At 67.0% G+C, this 23,720-nt stretch carries 21 protein-coding genes and 1 pseudogene; 16 read left to right on the plus strand and 6 right to left on the minus strand.

What is annotated here, in order from left to right:
• Window positions 1-49 precede the first annotated feature (49 nt).
• Window positions 50-1,690 carry a hypothetical protein gene (locus CNE_RS25330; RefSeq protein ID WP_013953147.1) on the minus strand — a complete coding sequence of 547 codons (1,641 nt, stop codon included), beginning with the start codon at window positions 1,688-1,690 and terminating at the stop codon, window positions 50-52.
• A 160-nt stretch (window positions 1,691-1,850) separates the two neighbouring features.
• Between CNE_RS25330 and blaOXA the strand changes: the two genes are divergently transcribed.
• From blaOXA to CNE_RS25385, 11 genes and pseudogenes are all read left to right on the plus strand, one after another.
• Entirely contained in the window at window positions 1,851-2,690 is an 840-nt protein-coding gene (gene blaOXA / locus CNE_RS25335; RefSeq protein WP_013953148.1) for an OXA-1206 family carbapenem-hydrolyzing class D beta-lactamase, read from the plus strand.
• A gap of 815 nt (window positions 2,691-3,505) precedes the next feature.
• Window positions 3,506-3,835: a hypothetical protein gene (locus CNE_RS42245; RefSeq protein WP_013953149.1), complete on the plus strand. Its 330-nt coding sequence runs from the start codon at window positions 3,506-3,508 to the stop codon at window positions 3,833-3,835.
• 198 nt (window positions 3,836-4,033) lie between these two features.
• Entirely contained in the window at window positions 4,034-5,302 is a 1,269-nt protein-coding gene (locus CNE_RS25345) for an ROK family protein (protein ID WP_013953150.1), read from the plus strand.
• Between the two features lie 19 nt (window positions 5,303-5,321).
• Window positions 5,322-6,885: pseudogene (locus CNE_RS25350) on the plus strand (sugar ABC transporter ATP-binding protein).
• A gap of 79 nt (window positions 6,886-6,964) precedes the next feature.
• Entirely contained in the window at window positions 6,965-7,996 is a 1,032-nt protein-coding gene (locus CNE_RS25355) for an ABC transporter permease subunit (protein WP_013953152.1), read from the plus strand.
• Window positions 7,997-8,087: 91 nt separating this feature from the next.
• Entirely contained in the window at window positions 8,088-9,008 is a 921-nt protein-coding gene (locus tag CNE_RS25360) for an ABC transporter substrate-binding protein (RefSeq protein WP_238553140.1), read from the plus strand.
• Window positions 9,009-9,052: 44 nt separating this feature from the next.
• Complete coding sequence (gene zwf, locus CNE_RS25365) at window positions 9,053-10,549, plus strand: glucose-6-phosphate dehydrogenase (RefSeq protein WP_013953154.1); 1,497 nt, start codon at window positions 9,053-9,055, stop codon at window positions 10,547-10,549.
• Window positions 10,550-10,573: 24 nt separating this feature from the next.
• On the plus strand, window positions 10,574-12,208 hold the full coding sequence (pgi, locus tag CNE_RS25370; RefSeq protein ID WP_013953155.1) for a glucose-6-phosphate isomerase: 1,635 nt from the start codon (window positions 10,574-10,576) through the stop codon (window positions 12,206-12,208).
• Between the two features lie 28 nt (window positions 12,209-12,236).
• Window positions 12,237-13,148 carry a carbohydrate kinase family protein gene (locus CNE_RS25375; RefSeq protein ID WP_013953156.1) on the plus strand — a complete coding sequence of 304 codons (912 nt, stop codon included), beginning with the start codon at window positions 12,237-12,239 and terminating at the stop codon, window positions 13,146-13,148.
• Window positions 13,149-13,355: 207 nt separating this feature from the next.
• Entirely contained in the window at window positions 13,356-13,622 is a 267-nt protein-coding gene (locus tag CNE_RS25380) for a DUF6516 family protein (protein WP_013953157.1), read from the plus strand.
• Window positions 13,623-13,988, plus strand: a complete 366-nt coding sequence (locus tag CNE_RS25385) for an HVO_A0114 family putative DNA-binding protein (RefSeq protein ID WP_112776617.1) — start codon at window positions 13,623-13,625, stop codon at window positions 13,986-13,988.
• Window positions 13,989-14,030: 42 nt separating this feature from the next.
• On the opposite strand, the gene CNE_RS25390 is transcribed toward CNE_RS25385, so the two are convergent.
• Window positions 14,031-14,744 carry a hypothetical protein gene (locus CNE_RS25390; protein ID WP_013953159.1) on the minus strand — a complete coding sequence of 238 codons (714 nt, stop codon included), beginning with the start codon at window positions 14,742-14,744 and terminating at the stop codon, window positions 14,031-14,033.
• Between the two features lie 448 nt (window positions 14,745-15,192).
• Between CNE_RS25390 and CNE_RS25395 the strand changes: the two genes are divergently transcribed.
• The 3 genes from CNE_RS25395 to CNE_RS25405 all read left to right on the plus strand — a co-directional run bounded on the left by CNE_RS25395 (window position 15,193) and on the right by CNE_RS25405 (window position 18,737).
• Window positions 15,193-16,518 carry an MFS transporter gene (locus tag CNE_RS25395; protein ID WP_013953160.1) on the plus strand — a complete coding sequence of 442 codons (1,326 nt, stop codon included), beginning with the start codon at window positions 15,193-15,195 and terminating at the stop codon, window positions 16,516-16,518.
• 1 nt (window position 16,519) lies between these two features.
• On the plus strand, window positions 16,520-17,758 hold the full coding sequence (locus CNE_RS25400; protein WP_013953161.1) for a metal-dependent hydrolase family protein: 1,239 nt from the start codon (window positions 16,520-16,522) through the stop codon (window positions 17,756-17,758).
• Window positions 17,759-17,831: 73 nt separating this feature from the next.
• Window positions 17,832-18,737, plus strand: coding sequence for a LysR substrate-binding domain-containing protein (locus tag CNE_RS25405; protein ID WP_013953162.1), 906 nt, complete (start codon window positions 17,832-17,834; stop codon window positions 18,735-18,737).
• 4 nt (window positions 18,738-18,741) lie between these two features.
• Here CNE_RS25405 and CNE_RS25410 read toward each other — a convergent pair whose 3' ends face one another.
• From CNE_RS25410 to CNE_RS25425, 4 genes are all read right to left on the minus strand, one after another.
• Window positions 18,742-19,713 carry a Bug family tripartite tricarboxylate transporter substrate binding protein gene (locus CNE_RS25410; RefSeq protein ID WP_013953163.1) on the minus strand — a complete coding sequence of 324 codons (972 nt, stop codon included), beginning with the start codon at window positions 19,711-19,713 and terminating at the stop codon, window positions 18,742-18,744.
• 222 nt (window positions 19,714-19,935) lie between these two features.
• Window positions 19,936-20,382: a group I truncated hemoglobin gene (locus CNE_RS25415; protein WP_013953164.1), complete on the minus strand. Its 447-nt coding sequence runs from the start codon at window positions 20,380-20,382 to the stop codon at window positions 19,936-19,938.
• Window positions 20,383-20,436: 54 nt separating this feature from the next.
• Window positions 20,437-20,634 (minus strand): hypothetical protein, encoded by a 198-nt coding sequence (locus CNE_RS25420; protein WP_013953165.1) that lies wholly within the window; start codon window positions 20,632-20,634, stop codon window positions 20,437-20,439.
• A gap of 247 nt (window positions 20,635-20,881) precedes the next feature.
• On the minus strand, window positions 20,882-21,592 hold the full coding sequence (locus CNE_RS25425) for an SDR family oxidoreductase (RefSeq protein ID WP_013953166.1): 711 nt from the start codon (window positions 21,590-21,592) through the stop codon (window positions 20,882-20,884).
• A gap of 156 nt (window positions 21,593-21,748) precedes the next feature.
• Here CNE_RS25425 and CNE_RS25430 point away from each other — a divergent pair, with 156 nt between their 5' ends.
• On the plus strand, window positions 21,749-22,219 hold the full coding sequence (locus CNE_RS25430) for an SUF system Fe-S cluster assembly regulator (protein WP_013953167.1): 471 nt from the start codon (window positions 21,749-21,751) through the stop codon (window positions 22,217-22,219).
• Window positions 22,220-22,250: 31 nt separating this feature from the next.
• Complete coding sequence (sufB, locus tag CNE_RS25435; RefSeq protein WP_013953168.1) at window positions 22,251-23,699, plus strand: Fe-S cluster assembly protein SufB; 1,449 nt, start codon at window positions 22,251-22,253, stop codon at window positions 23,697-23,699.
• Window positions 23,700-23,720: the final 21 nt, after the last annotated feature.

The following is a 23,720-nucleotide window of genomic DNA, read 5'->3' on the forward strand; positions in this document are numbered from 1 at the left end:
CTGTCCCGCGCAAACCGGACCGGCACAACCGGGGCTTAGCGCGCTGCCCTCACGCCGCCTTGCGCCTGCGCCTTGAAGCTTCCGCGGCAGCATCGCGCAACTCTGGCGGCAAGGCACGCAGTTCCGCGGTGAAGAACGCACGCTCGGCCGGCCGCAGCGCAGGCAGCTGGGCGGCCAGCCGCTCCACTGCTGTGCACGCCATTGCGGTCGCGCCTTGCTCGTGGGTGAGATACCAGGCCGATTCGAGCAGCAGGTTGGCCAGCTGCAACGGCCCCAGCCTGATGTGGCCGGCGTCATGGTCTTCCAGTGCGAACGCAGCCACGGCCGACCAGCGCACGAAGCCCTTGGCCGGCGCGAACGGCGCGTGGAACGGCCGCAGGGCGTCGACAGCGTCCGCAACGGACAACGGGCGCTGGCGGCGGAACGCGGCCATGCTGTCGTTGGCCCTGGCTGGCCGGTCGGACGGCGGGGTATCGGGCCCGCAGCTGCCGCGTGCGATGCGCAGCAGGAAGATCGCGTTCCACGCCGTGCCGCCGCCTACGCCGAACCGGTCGCAGATCCACTCCGACAAGCCCAGCCAGCGCATCGCCTGCCGCTGCACCGCGCTGGCGGACAAGACCCGCGCGGCATCGACCAGGCCGTGCTGCCAGAACAGCCACAGGCACAGGCCGATATTGGCCGCGGCATGCTGCACGGCGTCGACGGAATCGGCCTCGTAGGCTGCCTGCAGCGCGCCGGCGAAGGTATCCAGCGCCAGCTGCGCGGCCTGCGCCGTGCAGGCATGCCCGGCGCGCATGGCATCGGCCTTGTGCAGCAGCGCTTCCAGGTTCAGCACTTCAAAACGCACGCGCGGGTTGTAGCGCACCACCAGGCGCAGTTCCGGATCGGAGTGCAGTCCTTCCAGGCCGGCACGCGCGCCGTCGCTGTCGCCGCGGGTATAGCGTTCCCAGGCCCGCACGATATGCGCCATGGCGCAGAACGCGGGCGTCGCCGCGCCTGCCTCGGCCGCCTGCACCAGGCGGTCGACACGCCTGAGCGCCGCCCGGCTCTGATCGAGGCGGCCGCAGCGGCGCCAGGCCAGGCTTTCCTTGAGCAGCGACAGGGCTTGCTGGAAACCGTCGCCGGCACTGCGGCCAGCCGCGCGGAAGGATTCGGCCACGGCTGAGCCATGCATGCCCGCGTGGCCGTCCTGGGCGCCGCGCATGGCCTGGGTCAGCTCGCGCCAGAAGGCCATGTCGCGCATCACGTAGCCAACGCCGTCCGGCTGGCCGGCCGGCGCCGCTTGCGGCGCCGTGGCAAAGGCAAGATGGCCGGCCAGCGCGGCCGGGCCCAGCGTGCGCCCGTCCGCCACAAAGCGCAGGCGCCGCGCGCTCGCTGCCGTGATCCAGAACGGCCCGCGGCTGCGGTGCGCCGGATTGGCCGCAGCGGGATCGCGCTGGCGGTCGGCGCCCCATCCGACCGCCACCTGCCAGCGCGCAAAGTCCGCAAACGCGCGCGACGCCAGCATGCGCAGGTTGGCCGCCGTCGGGAAGGCGCTGCGCACCACTGCCGCGGTGACTCCTCCCTCCCCGGTGCGATGCGCATGCCAGATGCGCGCCAGCAGCCAGACCGACTGGTAGCGCGCGGGTTGGCCGTCGACCCGGTACGGGGCCGACACGTCGATACGGATCGGGGCAGGCGTGGCTGGCATCAGGCAGTCTGGGAACGGGGAAATCGCGGGGAAAGCCAGGCGGCGCCCGTCATGTTACGCAAGTTACAGCCGGCGCGGTTGGCGTTATCCGGGCGCTCTCCTATGCTGCGCACCACGGTCCGGGCCCGGATTGCCATCCCCTCAACTCCTCTGCACAGCCATGAACAATCATCTTGCTCGTTTGCTGACACCGATGGCGATCGGCCTCGGCCTGCTTGCCGCCACCGTGCCCGCCCTGGCGGCACCGAAAGAAGTCCCGCTGGATGCCGCGGCGCTGTTCCGCCAGGCCGATGCCACCGGCACCATGGTGATCTACGACCTGCGGCGCGACCGCATGCTGACCTACAACAAGCCGCGTGCGTCCACGCAGTACTCGCCGGCGTCGACCTTCAAGATCCTGAACTCGATGATCGGCCTGGAGAGCGGCGCCGTGGCCGACGTCAACCATGACAAGCTGCCGTGGGACGGCAAGGTCTGGCTGGTCGGCGGCAAGGCCATCCTGCCCGAGGCCTGCAACGCTGACGTGCCGCTGCGCGTGGCCTTCCCCAACTCCTGCGTGCCGGCCTACCAGGCGCTGGCGCGGCGGGTTGGCAGCGCGGCCTACCAGCGCTACCTGACTGCGTCGCACTATGGCAATGCCAACAGTTCAGGCCAGGTCGACCGCTTCTGGCTGAACGGCACGCTGCAGATTTCCGCCTACCAGCAGATCGACTTCCTAAAGGGCGTGGTGCAGCGCACGCTGCCGTTCTCGCCAACCACCTTCAAGGCAGTGGACGACATTACGGTGATGGAGCGCACCGCCGCCTACACCCTGCACGCCAAGACCGGCTGGGCCGATTCGGCCAGGCCGGCAGTGGGCTGGCTGGTGGGCTGGGTTGAGCGTGGCGATGATGACTACCTGTTTGCGCTCAATCTCGACATGCTGCGGCCCGAGCACGCCAAGGCGCGCATGGAGATCGCACGCGCGGCGCTGCGGCAGGCGGGCGCGTTGCCGGATTGACGCTTCCGAAGGCGGCCGCCGGATGCGCGGCCGCCTGTAGCCACTACCCTAGACACTTCATTCAGGCATTTTCTCCCCCGTATTTCAGATCCGTCTGATTTACCTGCCAACCCCGGATCGATAGCTTTGGCTGGTCGGCATTTCCCACCGCGTCGCCCGACGCAACCAATCCGTAATGGGATCCGCCGGCGCCTGTATGCAACGGGAAAGCAAGACCGTTCCCACAATCCGGAGGTGAAATCCAATGAGAAAAATAGCCATGCCGGCAGCCCTGCTGTCAGCCATCGCGTTGCTGGCCGCCTGTGGCGGCGGCGGGGACAATGCGACGCCCACACCGGCGCCACAAACGCCACCGTCTGAAAATAGTCCGGCACCGGCACCCGGGCCAAAGCCGGATCCAGCACCGCAACCTGAACCCACTGGCGAGCTACGGCCGAGCCTGAGCGCACCGCAACCGGGCTCGACGGCAGCGGTCGGCAATGGCAGCGAAGGTCTCTGGGTCGGCGTCATGAACGCCACGCTGGTCGACAACAGCGGGAAGTTCGTGCACGCGAGACTGACGGGCGTGCTGGGAGGCGCGTTCCAGTTCTCTGGTTCGACCTGGACACTGGGCCCCGGCACGCTGTACGAAACCGGCTTTGCCTACCCGGCCACCGGGGCCGGCACCATTACCCCGGGCCAGCGCTTTGACGGCAATTTCGTCGCCACGCCAGGCAACCCTACCAATGTGCTATCCGGTACCTACGATCCGTCCAACGCGCTAGCCGTGGACCACGGCTGCCATCGCCGGCAACTGGAAGCAAGACGGCTTTGCCATGCAGATCGACGACGCCGGCAACGTCACCGGTACCTATACCAGCGGCACCCGCATTTGCGACCTGCAGGGCACGGCAACGCTTGCCACCCCGGGATCGGCCAAGAACCTGTATGCGGTCAGGATCGTTGCCGAAAACTCCACGCAGCCGGGCAGCACCGGCTGCGCGCTGTCGACTGGCGTGCCGCACAACGGCTTTGCCGCGATCCGCCTGATGCCGGCCGACGGCAGCATCATCGTGAACAGCAGCACGCGCTATGCGCGCACGCTGGTGATGGCCGGCAGCACCGGGACCGGCGGGTATTTCACCATGCAGATGACCAAACAATAAGCCCGCTCCCGGGCAGCACCCCGGCGGTCCCCCTGCGCACGGACCGCCGCTTTCTTCCGCATCCGAGTCACGACAGTGGCTTCCCCATCACCTGGCGCCCAGGCGCCGCATCCGCCCTCCGGGTTTCCCCGCGGTTGAGTTCTGCGCTCTCATATCATTTAATTCAAGGTGAATTAATTAATAGCGGACGGAGACAAGATGACCGCATCCAAAGCGGGCCGTGGCGTGAATTCCGCCAGCCTGCGCCTGTACAACGAACGCGCGCTGCTGCTGGCGCTGCGCCGTGCCGGCGAGGCCTCCAAGGCTGATCTGGCGCGGATGGCGCAGCTGACCAATACGGCGGTGGGCAGCATCGTGCAGACCCTGTCCGAGGAAGGCCTGGTCGAGCAGTCCGGGCGCCGCACGGAAGGCCAGCGCGGCCAGCCCGCCAGCCTGATCCGGCTGCAGCCCAAGGGCGCCTTCGGCATTGGCGTACGGCTGGACCGCGGGAGCATCGAGGTGGTGATGGTGGACTTTGCCGGCCATATCCTGGCCAGCCGCGCCCACCAGCTGGTCCTGCCCCACCCTGACCAGGCGCTGGACATGGTGCGGCACGATATTGCCGAGCTGCGCGCCCTGCTCACCCCCGCCGAACAGAAGCGGCTGCTGGGCATCGGCGTGGCGCAGCCCTATAACCTGGGTGCCTGGCTGCGCGAGCTGGACGTACAGGGCGAGGCCTTCCAGGCAAGCTTCCGCGCCTGGGACCAGGCTGACTTCCCGGCAATGCTCAACGCCGCCACCGGCTTGCCGGTCTTCGGCGAGAACGACGGCACCGCCGCCGCGGTGGCCGAGCTGTTCTACGGGCGCCACCATGCCCAGCATTTCCTCTACGTCTTCCTTGGCCCCGCCATCGGCGGCGGCGTGGTGCTCAATGGCGACTGCGTGCGCGGTGTCTCCGGCAATGCCGGCGATATCGCGATGATGCCGGTGCCGCCCAGCACCCTGCCCTCCGCGCCGGGTGCCGCCGGCAACGGCAAGCGGCGCGACATCCTGATCTCGCGCGCGTCGCTCAACGCGTTGACCCGCCACCTGCGCCACCACGGCGTGGTGGTCAACGGCCATGCCGACCTTCAGCGCCAGGTCGAGCTGGGCCACCCCGCGGTCGAGGAATGGATTGCCGACTGCGTCGATGCGCTGGCGCCTGCGCTGCAGTCCGCCCTCGCCGTGCTCGACGTGCCGCTGGTGATCTTCGATGCCGATATCGACGGCGGCCTGGTCGCCACGCTGATCGCGCGCCTGCAGCAGGCGCTGGATGAAGGCGCCCCCGAAGCCCGCGCGCCCGCCACCGTGGTGCGCGGCTGCTTTGGCGCCAACGCCGGCGCGGTGGGTGCCGCGTCGCTGCCGATGTTCATGAACTTCTCGCCGCGCGCCGAGCTGTTACGGGGTGCGTCTGCCATCGTTCCGGAGGCCAGCCATGCCATTGTCTGAAGCACCGCGTACCTCGCCCATGCCAGCGCACCTGCATGGCGGCCATGCGGGCCCCGCCCCGCTGCTCGAGCTGCGCAATATCTCCAAGACCTTCCCCGGGGTGAAGGCGCTCAGCAACATGGAGCTGACCGTCTACGCCGGCGAAGTCCATGCCCTGATGGGCGAAAACGGCGCGGGCAAATCCACGCTGATGAAGATCCTGTCCGGCGCCTATATCGCCGACCCGGGCGGCGAGTGCCGCATCAGCGGCGAGCCGGTGGCCATCGACGGCCCGGCCACGGCGCGTGCCCACGGCGTGGCCGTGATCTACCAGGAGCTGAGCCTGGCCGCCCAACCTGAGCGTGGCCGAGAACATCTACCTGGGCCGCCACCTGCACCACCGCGGCATGGTCGACCGCGCCGCCATGGCGCGCGCCTGCGAGGCCACGCTGGCCCGGCTGGGCGCGGACTTCACGCCGCAGACGCCGGTGCATACGCTGTCGATCGCGCAGCGCCAGCTGGTGGAGATTGCTCGCGCGGTGCATTTCGAGACCCGCATCCTGGTGATGGACGAGCCCACCACGCCGCTGTCCACCCGCGAGACCGACCGCCTGTTCGCGCTGATCCGTCAGCTGCGCGCCGAAGGCATGGCCATCATCTACATCAGCCACCGCATGGCGGAGATCGATGAGCTGGCCGACCGCGTCACCGTGCTGCGCGACGGCTGCTTTGTCGGCACGCTCACGCGTGAGGCGCTGACGCAGGCGGCGCTGGTCAAGATGATGGTCGGGCGCGACCTGTCCGGCTTCTACACCAAGACCCATGGCGAGGCCGCGCCGGGCGAGATCATGCTGTCGGTGCGCAATATGTCCGATGGCCGGCGCGTGCGCGGCTGCAGCTTCGACCTGCGCGCCGGCGAGGTGCTGGGCCTGGCCGGGCTGGTGGGCGCCGGGCGCACCGAGCTGGCGCGGCTGGTCTTCGGCGCCGATGCCCGCACCGATGGCGCCGTGTTCGTGGCCGGCACGCCGCTGGCCGTCACCGGCCCGCGCCAGTCAATCGATGCCGGCATTGCCTACCTGACCGAAGACCGCAAGCTGCAGGGCCTGTTCCTGGACCAGAGCGTGCACGAGAACATCAACCTGATCGTGGCCGCGCGCGATGCGCTGCGGGGCGGGCGCCTGAACCGCGCCAGCGCGCGCCAGCGCACCGCCGCGGCGATCCGCTCGCTCGGCATCCGCGTGGCGCACCCGCAGGTCAACGTGGGATCGCTGTCCGGCGGCAACCAGCAGAAGGTGATGCTGTCGCGCCTGCTGGAAACCCGGCCGCGCGTGCTGATCCTGGACGAGCCCACGCGCGGCGTGGATATCGGCGCCAAGGCCGAGATCTACCGGCTCATCAATGAGCTGGCGCGCTCCGGCGTGGCGGTGCTGATGATTTCCAGCGAACTGCCCGAGGTGGTCGGCCTGTGCGACCGCGTGCTGGTGATGCGCGAAGGCGAGCTGGCCGGCGAAGTGCCGGGCTGCGCCGATGCCGCCGCCATGCAGGAACAGATCATTGCGCTGGCAACCGGCGCCGGCGAGCAACAGCCCCCGGTCTTGCATTGAACCGCTGAATTCCCGTACAGGCCGGCAAAGAACGGCCGCACCGGGGCGGCATCCCGCCTCGCAGCATCAGGAGACACTTATGCGCAATCCCCTCTCATCCACGTCCCATGCGGCCCATGGCGTCACCGCCCAGGCTTCCACACCGCTGGCGCGCGCCACCGGACGCGCCACCACGCAGGAACGCCTGCGCGCACTAGGCATGCTGCCGGTGCTGGTGCTGCTCTGCCTGGGCTTCACGCTGCTGACCGAGAACTTCGCCAGCCTGCAGAACCTGTCGATCATCGCCCAGCAGGCGTCGATCAACCTGGTGCTGGCCGCGGGCATGACCTTCGTGATCCTGACCGGCGGCATCGACCTGTCGGTGGGATCGATCCTGTCGGTGTCGGCGGTGGTGGCGATGCTGGTCTCGCTGATGCCGCAACTGGCGGCGCTGAGCGTGCCGGCAGCGCTGCTGTGCGGGCTGCTGTTCGGACTGGTCAATGGCGCGCTGATCGCCTTCATGAAGCTGCCGCCGTTCATCGTGACGCTGGGCAGCCTGACCGCGGTACGCGGGCTGGCGCGGCTGGTCGGCAACGACAGCACGGTCTACAACCCGGATATCTCGTTCGCCTTTATCGGCAACGGCGATCTGCTGGGTATCCCCTGGCTGGTGGTGATTGCCATTGCGGTGGTCGCGGTGTCGTGGCTGGTGCTGCGCCGCACGGTGCTGGGGCTGCAGATCTACGCGGTCGGCGGCAATGCCGAGGCGGCGCGCCTGTCGGGCATCAAGGTATGGGTGGTGCTGCTGTTCGTCTATGCGGTGTCGGGCCTGCTGTCGGGGCTGGGCGGCGTGATGTCGGCGTCGCGGCTTTATGCGGCCAACGGGCTGCAGCTGGGGCAGTCCTATGAGCTGGATGCGATCGCCGCGGTGATCCTGGGCGGCACCAGCTTTGTCGGCGGGGTCGGATCGATTGCCGGCACGCTGGTGGGCGCGCTGATCATTGCGGTGCTGTCCAACGGGCTGATCCTGCTGGGCGTGTCGGATATCTGGCAATACATCATCAAGGGCCTGGTGATCATCGGCGCGGTCGCGCTCGACCGCTATCGCCAGAAGGGCTCCGCCCGTACCTGACACGCTGCCGGACAGGAGAAACATTGTGATCCAACCCATCCTCAAAGCCCTGGCGGCCGGCGTGCTGGCCGCTCTGTGCGCTGCACCGGCCATGGCTCAGGCGCCCGCGCAAGACGCGCACGCTTCGGATGCCCAGGCCCCGCAACGTCCGCTCAGGAAGGTAGGCGTGACGCTGGGCTCGCTGGGCAATCCATATTTCGTCGCACTGGGCCGCGGTGCCGAGGCCGCGGCCCGGCAGGTCAACCCGAAGGTAAAGGTCACCGTGCTGTCGGCGGACTACGACCTGAACAAGCAGTTCATGCACATCGACAGCTTTATCGTCGCCGGCGTCGACCTGATCCTGATCAACGCCGCCGACGCCCGCGCCATCGAGCCGGCGGTACGCAAGGCGCGCAAGGCCGGGATCGTGGTGGTGGCGGTCGATGTGGCCGCCGCCGGCGCCGATGCCACCGTGCAGACCGACAACACCCAGGCCGGCGAACTCGCCTGCGGCTTTATCGCCGACCGGCTCAAGGGCCGCGGCAACGTCATCATCCAGAACGGCCCGCCGGTATCGGCAGTGTTGGATCGGGTCAAGGGCTGCAAGACTGTGCTGGCGCGCCATCCCGATATCCGCATCCTGTCCGACGACCAGGATGCCAAGGGCTCCCGCGAAGGCGGGCTGAACGTGATGCAGCTGTACCTGACGCGCTTTCCCAAGGTGGACGCGGTCTTCACCATCAACGACCCGCAGGCCGTGGGCGCGGACCTGGCCGCGCGCCAGCTTAACCGCCGCGGCATCGTGATTGCCTCGGTCGACGGCGCGCCTGACATCGAAGCGGCGCTCAAGGCCGACACCCTGGTGCAGGCCTCGGCCAGCCAGGACCCGTGGGCCATTGCCCGCACGGCGGTGCTGCTGGGCGTGGGCATGATGAATGGCCAGCGCCCGCCCAACCCGACCGTGCTGCTGCCGTCCACGCTGGTGACGCGCGCCAATGTCGGCCAGTACAAGGGCTGGGCCGCGCCGCGGTAAGCGGCATGGCGGGTCCCTCCACCTCTTCCACTATTTTCTGATCCATGATGGCTAGCCACCCTGCCGGCGCTCCGGCACCTGAACCTGCCCCGGAGTTCGATTTCGTATTGTTCGGCGCCACCGGCGACCTGGCGCGGCGCAAGCTGCTGCCGGCGCTGTTCGATGCCCACGCCGCCGGTTCGCTGCATCCGCGCGGACGCATCCTGGCCCTGGGCAGCCAGCCGCTGTCGCATGATGCCTACCTGGCGATGCTCGACGACGAAGTACTGCCCGCGCTGGCGGGCAACGCCGCGGCCGCAGCCTGGCAGAGTTTTCTCGACCGCATCCTGTACCTGCAGGTGGATGCCAACGCCAATGCCGGCTTCGATGCGCTGGCCGAGCTGGTCAATGCGCGCGCGGCGCCGGTGGTGGTGTTCTACCTGGCCACGGCCCCGCACCTGTTCGTCACCATCTGCGAGCAACTGGCGCGCGTGGGCCTGACCGGCCAGCGCAGCCGCATCGTGCTGGAAAAGCCGCTCGGGCACGACCTGGCCTCGTCCGAGGCCATCAATGCCGAAGTGGCGCGGCACTTTGCCGAGGACCAGATCTACCGGATCGACCACTACCTGGGCAAGGAGTCGGTGCAGAACCTGATGGCGGTGCGCTTTGGCAACGTACTGTTCGAGCCGCTGTGGCGGCGCGAATGGGTGCGGCAGGTGCAGATCACCATCGCCGAAGAACTGGGCGTGGAGCGCCGCGGCAACTTCTACGACGGCATCGGCGCGCTGCGCGACATGGTGCAGAACCACCTGCTGCAGCTGCTGTGCATGGTCGCGATGGAGCCGCCCACGAGCCTGTCGGAAGACGCCATCCGCGACGAGAAGCTCAAGATCCTGAAGGCGCTGCGGCCGATCCGGCCGGAAGACGTCGCCGAGAAGGTGGTGCGCGGGCAATACGCCCGTGGCGCCGCCGGCGGCGACCCCGTGCCCGGCTATGCCAGTGAGCCCGGGATCGCGCCCGACAGCCGCACCGAGACCTTCGTCGCCATCCGCGCCGAGATCGCCAACTGGCGCTGGGCCGGGGTGCCGTTCTACCTGCGCACCGGCAAGCGCATGCAGTCGCGCGTGGCGGAGATCGTGATCCATTTCCACGACGTGCCCTACCCGCTGTTCCCGCATCCGCTGGGGGTCATGTCCGGCAACCGGCTGGTGATCACGCTGCAGCCCGAGGAAAGCATCCGGCTGTATTTCCTGACCAAGCAGCCGGGCGACACGCAGGCACTGATTCCCGCGTCCCTCGACCTGCAACTGAACACTGCCGCCCCACGTGTGCGGCGCGTGGGCGCGTACGAGCGCCTGCTGCTCGACGTGATCCGCGGCCGGCTGGGCCTGTTCGTGCGGCGCGATGAGCAGGTGCAGGCATGGCGCTGGGTCGCGCCCATCCTGAAGACGTGGGAGAACTCGCCCACGCCACCCAAGCCTTACACCGCCGGCACCTGGGGCCCGGCGGCCTCCAGTGCCCTGCTGTCGCGAGACAGCATGGCCTGGCATGAAGAGATGTAGCCCACGTATTGCGGAGTATCCAAGATGACCACTTCCCTACCCGCCTGGCAAGCCCTGCGCGCGCACGCCGACACCCTGCGCGGCACCCATATGCGCGACTGGTTCGACGGCCCGTGCGGCCCGCTGCGCGCCGAGCGCTTCACCGCCGAAGCCTGCGGCCTGACGCTGGACTACGCCAAGAACCGCATCACCGACGAAACGCTGGCGTTGCTGTTCACCCTGGCTGGCCAGGCGCGCGTGGCCGAGCGGCGCGACGCCATGTTCGGCGGCGAACCGGTCAACACCACCGAGCACCGCGCCGCACTGCATATCGCGCTGCGCGCCTATCCGGAGGATGGCTATCGCGCGCTCGGCGTACCCGTGGGCGCAGACGTCGCCACGGTGCTGGCGCAGATCGAGCGCTTTGCCAATGCGGTGCGCAGTGGCGCCTGGACCGGGTTCGATGGCCGAGCGATCACCGACGTCGTCAATATCGGCATCGGCGGTTCGGACCTGGGCCCGCGCATGGTCTGCCGCGCGCTGGGCGATGCACAAACCACCGGCCCGCGCATGCACTTTGTCGCCAATGTCGACGGCAGCGATCTGGCACGCACGCTGTCCGGGCTGGATGCCGCCACCACGCTGGTGATCGTCTGCTCCAAGACCTTCACCACGCTGGAAACCATGGCCAACGCCTGCACCGCGCGCGACTGGTTCCTGCAGCAAGGCGTGACCCGTGCCGGGCTGGCGCGGCATTTCGTGGCGGTGTCGACCAACCGCGATGCGGTGGCCGAATTCGGCATCGACCCGGCAAATATGTTCCCGTTCTGGGACTGGGTGGGCGGACGCTTCTCGCTGTGGTCGGCGGTAGGCTTGTCGATCGCCGTCGCCATCGGCTTCGAGCGCTTCCGGCAATTGCTGGACGGCGCGCGCGCGATGGACCTGCATTTCGCCAGCGCATCGCCCGAGCGCAACCTGCCGATGATCCTAGGCCTGCTCGATGTCTGGTACCGCAGCTTCCTCGGTGCCGGCAGCCGCTGCGTGGCGCCCTACTGCGAGCCGCTGGAACTGCTGCCGGCCTTCCTGCAGCAACTGGAAATGGAAAGCAACGGCAAATCCGTGCGGCTCGACGGCGGCGCGCTCGATGCGGGCTCGGCTGCGGTGGTGTGGGGCACGACCGGCACCAACGGCCAGCACGCCTACTTCCAGATGATGCATCAGGGTTCCCAACTGGTTCCGGTAGACTTCATCGCCACGCTGGAACCCGTGAGCGACTTGCCCGGCCACCATACCAAGCTGCTGGCCAACTGCTTTGCACAGGGCGAAGCGCTGCTGCGCGGGCGCACCGCCGACGAAGTGCGCGCCGAGGGCGTGCGCGACGAAGCGCTGGTGCCGCACCTGGTATTCGAGGGCAACCGGCCCAGCAACACGCTGCTGCTGCAGCGGCTGGACCCGTACCACCTGGGCGCGCTGCTGGCGCTGTCGGAACACCGCACCTTCGTGCAGGGTGCGCTGTGGCAGATCAATTCGTTTGACCAGTGGGGCGTGGAACTCGGCAAGAAGCTGGCCGCGCCGATCCAGCGCGAACTGGAAGGCACCGCCGGAGCCGCCGCGCATGATGCCTCGACCGCCGCACTGATCCGCCGCGCCCAGGCAGTGCGGGCAACGGCCGCAAGCTAACCCGCGGCAGACAACACAGGAGACTCCGATGTCCACGCCCCTTCCCCGCTATGTCGTGTTCGGCGAAGCCCTGACCGACATGGTCCGCCAGGCCGACGGCAGCTGGCTGGGTCTGCCCGGCGGCTCATGCTGGAACGTGGCGCGCGTTGGCGCCCGGCTGGGCATTGCAACCGCCTTTGCGGGCGCCGTCAGCCAGGACCTGTTCGGCGATGACCTGGCCCGGGCCAGTGCTGACGCCGGCCTGGACGGCCGCTTCCTGCAGCGGGTGGCGCGCTCGCCGTTCCTGGCCTTTGTCGCGTCACGCCATCCGCCGCAGTACTTCTTTGTCGGGGACGACAGCGCGGACCTGCATTTCGACCCGGCCCGCTTGCCAGAGGGCTGGCGCCAGGCGGCAGAGGTGATCCACTTCGGCTCCATCAGCCTGGTGCGCCAGCCGCTGGCGGCACGGCTGTGTGAAGAAGCCACGCTGGCCGCAACGGCGGGCAAGCGCATTGCCTTCGACCCCAACTTCCGGGACCTGATGCGCGCACCGGGCTACGCCAACGTCCTCGCACACATGCTGCGACTGGCCAGCTACGTCAAGATCTCCGACGAAGACCTGGCCGGGCTCTTTCCCGCGCTCGATACCGACGCGGCACTGGCACAGGTACGCGCCATGGCGCCCGATGCAACCGTCATGCTGACGCGCGGCGCGCATGGCATGACGTTGCTCAAGGGCAGTATTGTCGTCGAGCAGCCCGCGCTCGCAGTTGATGTGGCCGATACCGTCGGCTGTGGCGATGCGGCGATGGGCGGCTGGATGGCCGGCGTGCTGTCCGGCGCGGCGGGCGACCTTGCCGCACAGGCGCGGCTGGCTGCCGCCGCGGCGGCCATTGCTGCGACCCGGGCCGGCGCGTATCCGCCGCGACGCGAGGAAGTAGAAGAATTACTGGCTGCCTGAAGGGCCGGCGGCAGGAGCCGCAAGCGATCAGCAATTGGAAAGCCGGTGCCAGCAAGGAAAGCCCTTTGGGAAAGCTCTGAATATGCGCCAGATTTCCAGAAAATAACCTCCTCGTTACATTGTCGGTGGCAAAGTGATGTGCTAGCCAGACGAGCCTTGGCCACAGGCAAACGTTGTTCGAGCGTCCTATGGGCGTACGAAACTATCGTGGTGCGCACCTGCCCTATCTCGCAGGAACGCCCTCACGGACTGAGGTATTCGCTGACACTGCATGACAGGATTGGCTGCCGTTTGCTTGGTTTTGACAATGCGCACGGCATCAATGAGGGATCCGGGCCAGGAGTGCGGACGCGCATTGAGTACGGCCACCAGCACATGGCGGCGGGCGTTCGATTCTACGACTACCAGGATGCTTCCACGTTGCTGGAAGATTTCTGGACAGAGGTCGACAAGATCCTGCAGCAAAAGGAGTGAATGATGAGCGGCAACCTCAAGATTGGCATCGCCTCACTGGAAGACTTCAAGGCCCGCACCATGGCGATCGCCCGCGGCAAACTCAAGCCCGGAAAGGATGAGCCCAAGGTCTGGTTTCAATCGCTGGACGTGCTGGCAAAGGTCCTGTCCCCCGCCAATCGCCAATTGCTTGCGCTGATCGCGGAAACGAATCCTGAATCGCTCGAAGAGCTATCGCAGAAGACCGGACGCGCCGTGTCGAACCTGTCGCGGACCCTCCGCACGATGGAGGGCTACGGCTTGATTCACTTTGAACAAGGGCCACGCCGCAGGCTTGCTCCGCGCGTTGACTACAGCGGCGTGGAGCTTGAGCTTGCTTTTCACTAGCGTCCGCTGACATGGTTGGCGGCATGGCCGGCGCGCTTGCCACTACGGCAGGAACGCCGGCGACAGCAGCCGCAGCCCGATCGTAAAGAAGCGCGCGCCGGTACCGCCGCCGAACACGTTGCCGTAGGTGGTATCGACCTGCACGCGGTCCTGCACCACCCAGAAACGGAATCCCGCCTGGAATAACGGATTGCCGCGGTTCTCGCCGAAGGTTTCGGCAACCAGGAACACGCGCGGGTGCAGTGCCGTCTCCGTGCCGAAACCCCATGTCATGCGCGTCTGGTTGTTCTCGGTGTCGCGGTTGGCGCCGACGTTCAGGTGCGCGACGAAGCGGTCGTCGGCAAACGAGACCGACACCGGCACATTGAGATACAGGTTGCCGAACAGCTTGCGTTGCTCGGCATTGGGATGATGAATAAGGCCAGCGGACAGCGCAATGCCATAGCCGTTGGTCTCCAGCGGCTTCAGCAGCGTCTTGGCCTGGAACTGCACATTGGTGGCATCCAGCCCGCCATCGATCCGCTGCAGCGATCCGCCCAGCGTCAGTTCCAGGTTGCCGGTGGGATTGCACCCCGGCAGCGCCCAGAGTTCATTGCCGCCGGACTGGAACTGCATCCACGATTCCAGCTGGCAGGACTTGGGATCGACAATGCGGGCATCGTCGGTGATCAGCGGCCGGGCCGCGAGCGCTGGCCGGCAGGCCGCGGCCACGATGGCCACTGTGGCCAGACGCACGAAGAACTGGTGCCACACCATGGCAACCCTCCTGACAAATACCGCCACATGGCCGCGAACGTTACGCGCAGGCCATGACAAGACATTGAAGGACAGGAAGGGAGGAACGGCACCGGCGGGCGCAGGCTTGCACCTGGCCAACGGGGGACACTGCGAGGCGCGATGGCGGCACCGCAGCGAAAGACGACTGCAGTGGCTCAGCGCACCCCGGCGGCCCGGGAAACTTCCCTTCCGCGAGAATGACTGGGACAACTGTCCACGGATAACTCCGCTGATAAGAACGGGGCGCAGTGTAATGGCAGGCCAGCGGCGCGGTCAACCCGAGCCATGCGCCACGCGCATGCATTCATGCGGAGATATCGCTACCGTCTGCGCCCCGCCTTCTCCTAACATCGGCTGCACCATCTGCCAGGCCGGCTGAGACGACACCGGCCCTCGCCCCCCGGCAGCTGCCACAGAGGAGGAACCCATGCAAAACAGTGCTGCGCCCACGAGCGCACCCTACACACCAGCAGCGCCAGCGGCGCCCGCCATCCAGCCCAGCCAGCGCCGCCGCGCCATCATCGCCACGGTGATCGGCAATGGCCTGGAATGGTTCGATTTCACCGTCTACAGCTTCTTCGCGGTCATCATCGCGAAGCTGTTCTTTCCCACCGGCGACGACCTCAGTTCGCTGCTGCTGGCCGTGGCCACCTTCGGCGTGGGCTTCTTCATGCGCCCGGTGGGCGGCATCGTGCTGGGCATCTACGCCGACCGCGTGGGTCGCAAGGCAGCACTGTCGCTGACCATCCTGCTGATGGCGCTGGGCACCACGCTGATCGGCATTGCGCCGACCTATGACCAGGTCGGCATCTTGGCCCCGCTGCTGATCGTGATCGCGCGCCTGATGCAGGGCTTCTCCGCCGGCGGCGAGATGGGCGGCGCCACCGCCTTCCTGACCGAGTACGCCCCGGCGCGCCAGCGTGCCTACTACTCCAGCTGGATCCAGGCCAGCATCGGCGTGGCCGTGCTGCTGGGCGCGGCGGTGGGCACCTTCGTCACCAGTTCGCTGAGCACCGAGGCGCTCAACAGCTGGGGCTGGCGCCTGCCGTTCCTGCTGGGCATCGTGATCGGCCCGGTGGGCTACTACATCCGCCACCACCTCGATGAAACCCCGACCTTCCGCGACAACGCCGAGCGCGCCGATTCACCGCTGAAGGAAATCGTGCAGGCCTACCCGCGCGAGACCCTGGCCAGCTTCTCGATGGTGATCCTGTGGACGGTGTGCACCTATGTGCTGCTGTTCTACATGCCGACCTACGCGGTCAAGGTGCTGAAGGTGCCGCAGGCCGACGGCTTTATCGCCGGCATGGCTGGCGGCAGCGCCATCATGGTGTTCGCGCCGCTGGTTGGCCTGCTGGCAGACCGTATCGGCCGGCGCGTGCTGCTGAGCGGCTCGGCGCTGCTGATCCTGGTGCTGGCGTGGCCGATGTTCACCTTCATCAACCATGTACCCGGACTGTCGTCGCTGCTGGTGTTCCAGCTGGTGTTCGGCGTGCTGATCGCCACCTACACCGGCCCGATCCTGGCGGCCTTCTCCGAGCTGTTCCCGGCGCGCGTGCTGTCGACCGGCCTGTCGGTCGCCTACAACTTCGCGGTGACGATCTTCGGCGGCTTTGCCTCGTTCATCATCACCTGGCTGATCGCCACCACCGGCAGCAGCATGGCCCCGGCCATCTACGTGATGATCGCCGCCGCCATCAGCCTGGTCGGCACCCGTTTCGTGCGCGAACCTTCCTACCTGCAACAACGCTGATATGTCCCAGAGTCCCCAGATCCTTTTCCACGGCGGCGATGTGCTCGAACCCGGCACGGGCGAGCTGCTGCGCTGCCACGACGTGCTGGTTGAAGGCGAGCGCATTGCCGCGGTCGGCCCGGCCATCGATGCCCCCAGCGCACAGCGCATCGACGCGCGCGGCAAGACCGTGATGCCCGGCCTGATCGACTGCCACGTGCACGTGCTGGCCTCGCTGGCCAACCTCGGCCTGAACGCGGTGCAGCCCAACGTGCTGGTGGCTATCCGCGCGCTGCCGATCATGCAGCGCATGCTGGAGCGCGGCTTCACCACCGTGCGCGATGCCGGCGGCGCCGACTGGGGCCTGTCGCAGGCGGTTGCCACCGGGCTGGTGCCGGGGCCGCGCATCTTTGCGTCGGGCAAGGCGCTGTCGCAGACCGGCGGCCATGGTGATTTCCGTCCGCGCTCAGATGTGCTCGAGCCCTGTTCGTGCGCCTTCCGCGCCGGTGCCATCGCGCGCGTGGTGGATGGCGTCGATGCCGTGCGCCTGGCCGTGCGCGAAGAAATCCAGAAAGGGGCCAGCCAGATCAAGATCATGGCCTCGGGCGGCGTGGCCTCGCCCACCGACCCGATCGGCAACACCCAGTACAGCGAAGACGAGATCCGCGCGATCGTGGCCGAAGCCGAAGCCGCACAGACCTATGTGATGGCCCACGCCTACACCGGCCGCGCCATCACGCGCGCGGTGCGCTGCGGCGTGCGCACCATCGAGCACGGCAACCTGGTCGACCGCGCTGCCGCCGACGAGATGCGCAAGCACGGCGCCTTCGCGGTGCCGACGCTGGTCACCTACGACGCGCTTGCGCGCGACGGCGCCCGCCTGGGCCTGCCGGCCGATTCGGTAGCCAAGATCGAGACCGTGCGCCAGGCCGGCCGCGACTCGCTGCGCATCTATGCCGATGCCGGCGTGCCGATGGGCTATGGCTCGGACTTGCTGGGCGAGATGCACGACCACCAGGCCGAAGAGTTCCGCATCCGCGCCGAGCTGCTCGGCAATCTGGAAGCGATCCGCTCGGCCACCTCGATCGCCGCCGCCATCCTGCAGCGCGAAGGCGAGCTTGGCACCGTGCGCGCCGGCGCGCTGGCCGACCTGCTGCTGGTCGACGGCAACCCGCTGGCCGATATCGGCCTGATCGCCGGCCAGGGCGAGCGCCTGAGCGTGGTGATGCAGGCCGGCCGCATCCACCGCCGCGAAGGCTGACCCGGGCGGCGCGCCCCTCCCGCTGGCCTACACCGGCGGTCTATCATGGGGGCCTCTCTGACCGGAAGCCCCCATGCGCATTTCCCCGCTCCCGCCCCTGCCCAACCTGGTCGCGTTTGAAGCCGCGATGCGCCACGGCAGCTTCACCCGCGCCGCGGCCGAACTGCACCTGACCCAAAGTGCGATCAGCCGCCAGGTGGCCCAGCTGGAACACTTTCTCGGGCGCAAGCTCTTTATCCGCGAACCGCGCGCGCTGCGCCTGACCGTCAGCGGCCAGCGCTATGCCGAGGTGGTGCAGCGCCTGCTGGTGGGCTGCGCCGAAGCAACCGAAGACGTGATGAAGGTGCGCAGCCATACCGCCTTGACAGTGGCGTGCTCCAGCGGCGTTGCGGTGCTGTGGCTGACGCCGCGGCTGACCTCGTTCCGCGAGGCGCACCCCGAGATCCAGCTGCGCCTGACCGTCAACGACAGCCTGGCGTCACTGTCGCCGGCGGAGTTCGATATCGGCATGTACTACCTGCGCGAGGGTCCTCCGCCCGGACTGGCGGCGCGACGGCTGTATGGCGAGGAAGTGTTCCCGGTGTGTGCGCCGGGCTACCTGAACGGCCGCACGCTGGCCCCGGCCGCGCTGGCCAATGAAACGCTGCTGATGCTCGACGACGGCCAGCGCCAGTGGATGTCCTGGCAGACCTGGCTGGCCAGCCAGGGCCTGCCCGATGCCACGCTGCGCAACGTGCTGACCTCCAACCAGTACCCGATCCTGCTGCAGCTGGCCATGGAAGGCCAGGGCATCGTGCTGGGTTGGCGCCATATGATCGACGCCTGCCTGCGCGAAGGCCTGCTGGTGCGCGCCAGCGACGCCAGCGCCAGCCTGGGCGGCGGCTACTACGCGGTGTGGCCGCGCGACCGGATGGAACCGGCCGCGGCACGCGCGTTCCGCAGCTGGCTGGTGCGGCAGGCGACGCCTGCACCAGCCTGAGCCCTCACGCTCCAGCCTTGTAGTTCGTATCCTTGACGATCTTGACCCACCGCGCCGCATCCTCGGCAATGGTCGCGGCGAACTGCTCCGGCGTGCCACCCACCACCTCATAGTCGATCGCTGCCAGGCGCTGCTTGATCTCGGGCTGCGCCAGGATGCGGTTCACTTCCTGGTTCAGCCGCGTGACAATCTCCTTGGGCGTGCCGGCCGGCGCCAACAGGCCCGCCCAGGAATTGAAGGCCATGCCGTCATAGCCGGCCTCATGCATGGTCGGCACATCCGGCAGCGCGGGCGAGCGCTTGGACGCGAACACCGCCAGCGGGCGCAGCTTGCCGGCCTTGATCATCGCCATGCCGTTGAACGGGTCGATGGTCATGTCGACCTCCCCCGCCACCACCGCCTGCATCTGCGGCCCGGTGCCGCGGTAAGACACGCTGACAACGTCCGGCGTGCCCGCCGCGGACTTGAAGGTGGCGCCGATCAGCTCGATCATGCTGCTGCCGGCCGACAGGCTCAGCGGCTTGGTCTTCGACTTGGCCAGCGCCACGAACTCCTGCACGGTCTTGGCCGGCACCGACGGGTGGACCACCATCACGAAGCCGATATTGCTGATCTGCGAGATCGGCGCAAAGCTCTTCAGCGGCTCATAGCCCGCCTTGTACAGCACCGGGCTGAGGGTCTGCGCGCCGGCGCTGTTCAGCAGCAGCGTGTAGCCGTCCGGCGCCGCGCGCGCCACGATGTCCGTGCCGATGATACCGTTGGCGCCGGGGCGGTTTTCTACCACCACCGACTGCTTGAGCGCTTCGCCCAGCTTCTGCGAAATCAGCCGCGCCACCACATCGGTGGCCCCGCCTGGCGCAAACGGCACCACCATACGGATGGGCTTGCTGGGATAGGTGTCACTCCAGGCCAGCGCGGGCATCGCGCCCAGCACGGCGGCGCACAGCATCAGGCGGCGGCGCGAAAACGGCTTCATTCGGGGGTCTCCTGGACGGCGGTTGTCGAAATCCGGCGCCGGCACGACGCGCGGCCATCAGGGGCCTGGTGCGTGCCGATATTCATATTGATGAATTGAATTTTACGCACATAAATTTCGACGTCAACCGAGGGTATGTGCTGACAGCCCTCCGGGGCGCATGGCCGAGCGCGTCGCAGCCCGGTCGTCAGTGGGCCGACGCGAGGGTGAGGGAAAGCAGGGTTATCGAGAGACGATATCCTTCCTCATTGGCCCTAGCATGCCGAGCAAATCTTTCTGTTCCTGAGGCGACACCTTGAATTTGGCGAGCGACTTCACCAGGTCTTCCACCAGCGCATCAAACTCGCCATTGGTGATTCCCATGCCGGCGTGCGCGGTCCTCATGTCACGCCCAGAGTAAGTGCATGGCCCCCCTGCGCCAGCACAAATCTGTTCAACCAGTCTCGTCTTCAGACGCGGAATATTGGCCGTGGCGAACTTTGCATTGATGCGCGAGTCGGCAGCAACATTTCCAACAAAATCGTCGACGACCGCTGTAATCGCCTGGATGCCACCAAGCCGTTCGTATAACGAAGGCATGGTTGGCTTCGGCTTGTCCGGCATGGCGCAACCGCCGAGTCCAATCAATGCGGCCAGCAGAACGCCGTACAGAGAAGGCGGAATGCGCATGGTTGTCTCCTGCCACGGGCGGGAAGGTATTCGAGGGGGGACGGGGCAGCGGCCTTAGCGAAACCGCGCGACAGCCTTCAGAAGGGAATCGCCACGCTGGGTGAGGCGGGGACACGCTTGACCGGAAGGCTGGTTTTCCAGCGTGACAAATTGATGCGCGAGCAGCGTGTCAATCGCCATGGGGTCCAGTTCTTCCGGGTTCGGGGCTTGCTTGACCAGAATGAGTGCGGCAAATTCATGAGGACTCAGCACGTTCGTCTCCTGCGTCTTTTTGATTTACTGGGAAGCGTTGATGACTATCGTCGCGCCGGGCGCCTGGTCCATGCGGCGAATTGCCCCCCTCTGCAAGGTGCTTGACCACCGGGCGCGTACCGCGCGCGCCGGGAAAATTCATTCAATACCGCCCTATACGAATTATCAAGGCGTGACGTGAATTATTTAAGACAGTCTTCGGCAAATAGACGCCCACGCGCGCGACTTGATGTACGACGCGCCTGGGCTACCACGGAATCGGCTGGCGATCGCGGAAGAACCCGCCGGTGGGGCCATCGTCGGGCAGCGTTGCCAGCCAGATCACAGTGTCGATGCCCTGCTCCGGCGAGCGCGGCGCATCGGGGCCGCCCAGGTCGGTGCGACACCAGCCGGGGCACACCGAGTTGACCTTGACACCGCTATCGGCCATCTCGGCGGCCAGGATGCGCGTGACGGCATTCAGCGCCGTTTTCGAGATTCGGTAGGCCGGCACGCCGCTGCCCATCTCCGCCAGCTGTCCCATGCCCGAAGCCAGGTTGACCACCCGGCCGGCGCGGCTGGCGCGCAGCAGTGGCGCCAACGCCTGGGTGGTCCGCAGCACGCCGAACAGATTGGTTTCCAGGGTGCGGCGCAGGGTCTCGAGCGGCAGTTCGAGCAGGCTGGTGCTGTAGTGATCGAGTGAAACACCAGCGTTGTTGATCAGCACGTCCACGCGACCGAAGCGTTCGGTCAGCCAGCTGGCCAGCGCGGCCGCCGAGCCTTCCTCCGTGACGTCAAGGGGACGGCATGCAATCGGATGCCCCGCAAGCCGGAGTTCTGTCTCAAGCGCCGCGAGGTCCGTCGGCTTGCGCGCCGTGGCGACGACCAGATGACCTTCAACTGTGGCCAGACGGCGCGTGGCTGCGCGGCCCAAGCCGCGGCTCGCGCCGGTGATGACGGTAATGGGTTGGTTGACCATGCCTGAGTCCTCGCCGCTCGCGCAGATAATCATCTATACACCGTCGCCCGCAACCTTGTGCCAGCGGATCCCCCGGATCCTGGCCTGACTTCGAACCCGGATGTCGGAACAAATGAGGACCGAATTAGTTCTAATTAGCAAATACTGGTGGCGACGATGCTCAGACTAAGCAAGCTGACTGACTATGGCACGGTGATCATGACGCACTTGGCGCGAAACCCGGGCCGAATCTACAGTGCCGCAGAGGTCGCCGCCGCGATCGGCGTGGCGGTACCGACGGCAAGCAAGATTCTGAAGATGCTGGCAAGACACCACTTGCTGGAGTCCATGCGCGGTGCCAATGGCGGCTATCAGCTGGCGCGACCGCCGGAACAGATCTCGATCGCACAGGTGATTGACGCCATGGAAGGCCCGGCCGGCATGACCGAGTGCAGTGTCGCTGCCGGCCTGTGTGCGCAGGAGGGCCTGTGCGCCATCCGTGCCAACTGGCAATCGATCAATCGAGTCATTTTTAGCGCACTGAATGGCGTGACGCTGGCAGATATGGCGCAACCGGTATTGCACCCGGTGGATATTGGCGCCTTGCGCGCCCGACGCACAAACGGGCCGCAAGCCGACATTCAGTGATTCAGGTGACAGTGGCAAGCGAAGGCAGATCATGGCAACCCCGGCACGCAAGCTCGACGAACTGATCAACCAGGGCTATAAGCATGGCTTCTACACGCCCGTGGAGACGGACACGGTACCGTGCGGGCTGGATGAGGACGTGATCCGCATGATCTCGGCCATCAAGGACGAACCGGAATTCATGCGGGAGTGGCGTCTCAAGGCCTTCCGCCACTGGCTGACAATGTCCGAGCCGCACTGGGCGACGGTCAAGCACCCGCCCATCGACTACCAGGCGATCGCCTACTATTCAGCGCCGCACTCCCAGAAGGCGGGACCGAAGACGCTGGACGAGGTCGATCCGGAGTTGTTGCGCACCTACGAAAAGCTGGGCGTGCCGCTGCACGAGCGTGAACTGCTGGCAGGCGTGGCCGTGGACGCGGTATTCGACAGCGTCTCGGTGGCCACCACCTTCAAGCAGAAACTGGGCGAACTCGGCATCATCTTCTGCTCGTTTTCCGAGGCGGTGCGGGAGCATCCGGCGCTGGTGCAGCAGTATCTCGGCTCGGTCGTGCCCTATACCGACAACTTCTTCGCCTCGCTCAACTCCGCCGTGTTCAGCGACGGCTCGTTCTGCTATATCCCGCCCGGGGTACGCTGCCCGATGGAGCTGTCGACCTACTTCCGCATCAATGCCCGCAACACCGGCCAGTTCGAACGCACTCTGATCATCGCCGACCAGGGCGCCTACGTCAGCTATCTGGAGGGTTGCACCGCGCCGATGCGCGACGAGAACCAACTGCATGCCGCGGTGGTGGAGCTGATCGCGCTGGAAGACGCACAGATCAAGTACGCGACCGTGCAGAACTGGTATCCGGGCGACAAGGACGGCAAGGGGGGCATCTACAACTTCGTCACCAAGCGCGGTGACTGCCGCGGCGCGCGCTCGAAGATTTCGTGGACCCAGGTGGAGACCGGCTCCGCCATCACCTGGAAGTATCCGAGCGTGATCCTGCAGGGCGACGACTCGGTCGGCGAGTTCTATTCAGTCGCGCTGACCAACCACTACCAGCAGGCCGACACCGGGACCAAGATGACGCACCTCGGCAGGAACACCAGGAGCACCATCCTTTCCAAGGGCATCTCGGCCGGCCACGGCCAGAACGCTTACCGCGGGCTGGTGAAGATGGCCAGAAGCGCGGTCGGCGCGCGCAACTACTCGCAGTGCGATTCGCTGCTGCTGGGCGACAAATGCGCCGCCCATACCTTCCCTTATATCGAGGTTAAGAACGCCACCGGCCAGGTCGAGCACGAGGCCTCCACCTCGCGCATCGGCGAGGACCAGTTGTTCTATTGCCAGAGCCGCGGGGTCAGCGCAGAGGATGCGGTTTCTATGATCGTGAACGGTTTTTGCAAGGAAGTATTCAAGGAGCTGCCGATGGAATTCGCGGTGGAAGCGCAGAAGCTGCTGGGCGTGAGCCTGGAAGGCAGCATCGGGTAAACGTGGCGCGCACGGCGCGCG

It is taken from the genome of Cupriavidus necator N-1, assembly GCF_000219215.1.
Classification (GTDB): domain Bacteria; phylum Pseudomonadota; class Gammaproteobacteria; order Burkholderiales; family Burkholderiaceae; genus Cupriavidus; species Cupriavidus necator.

Bases quoted from the DNA above. Each gene is read 5' to 3' on its own strand.
- CNE_RS25400 (WP_013953161.1), top strand. From the start codon at position 16,520: ATGTCCCAGAGTCCCCAGATCCTTTTCCACGGCGGCGATGTGCTCGAA.
- CNE_RS25385 (WP_112776617.1), top strand. From the start codon at position 13,623: ATGATGAGCGGCAACCTCAAGATTGGCATCGCCTCACTGGAAGACTTC.
- CNE_RS25375 (WP_013953156.1), top strand. From the start codon at position 12,237: ATGTCCACGCCCCTTCCCCGCTATGTCGTGTTCGGCGAAGCCCTGACC.
- blaOXA (WP_013953148.1), top strand. From the start codon at position 1,851: ATGAACAATCATCTTGCTCGTTTGCTGACACCGATGGCGATCGGCCTC.
- sufB (WP_013953168.1), top strand. From the start codon at position 22,251: ATGGCAACCCCGGCACGCAAGCTCGACGAACTGATCAACCAGGGCTAT.
- CNE_RS25345 (WP_013953150.1), top strand. From the start codon at position 4,034: ATGACCGCATCCAAAGCGGGCCGTGGCGTGAATTCCGCCAGCCTGCGC.
- CNE_RS25395 (WP_013953160.1), top strand. From the start codon at position 15,193: ATGCAAAACAGTGCTGCGCCCACGAGCGCACCCTACACACCAGCAGCG.
- CNE_RS25405 (WP_013953162.1), top strand. From the start codon at position 17,832: ATGCGCATTTCCCCGCTCCCGCCCCTGCCCAACCTGGTCGCGTTTGAA.
- zwf (WP_013953154.1), top strand. From the start codon at position 9,053: ATGATGGCTAGCCACCCTGCCGGCGCTCCGGCACCTGAACCTGCCCCG.
- CNE_RS25360 (WP_238553140.1), top strand. From the start codon at position 8,088: ATGGCTCAGGCGCCCGCGCAAGACGCGCACGCTTCGGATGCCCAGGCC.
- CNE_RS25390 (WP_013953159.1), bottom strand. From the start codon at position 14,744: ATGGTGTGGCACCAGTTCTTCGTGCGTCTGGCCACAGTGGCCATCGTG.
- CNE_RS25415 (WP_013953164.1), bottom strand. From the start codon at position 20,382: ATGCGCATTCCGCCTTCTCTGTACGGCGTTCTGCTGGCCGCATTGATT.
- CNE_RS25355 (WP_013953152.1), top strand. From the start codon at position 6,965: ATGCGCAATCCCCTCTCATCCACGTCCCATGCGGCCCATGGCGTCACC.
- CNE_RS25330 (WP_013953147.1), bottom strand. From the start codon at position 1,690: ATGCCAGCCACGCCTGCCCCGATCCGTATCGACGTGTCGGCCCCGTAC.
- pgi (WP_013953155.1), top strand. From the start codon at position 10,574: ATGACCACTTCCCTACCCGCCTGGCAAGCCCTGCGCGCGCACGCCGAC.
- CNE_RS42245 (WP_013953149.1), top strand. From the start codon at position 3,506: ATGCAGATCGACGACGCCGGCAACGTCACCGGTACCTATACCAGCGGC.
- CNE_RS25425 (WP_013953166.1), bottom strand. From the start codon at position 21,592: ATGGTCAACCAACCCATTACCGTCATCACCGGCGCGAGCCGCGGCTTG.
- CNE_RS25430 (WP_013953167.1), top strand. From the start codon at position 21,749: ATGCTCAGACTAAGCAAGCTGACTGACTATGGCACGGTGATCATGACG.
- CNE_RS25410 (WP_013953163.1), bottom strand. From the start codon at position 19,713: ATGAAGCCGTTTTCGCGCCGCCGCCTGATGCTGTGCGCCGCCGTGCTG.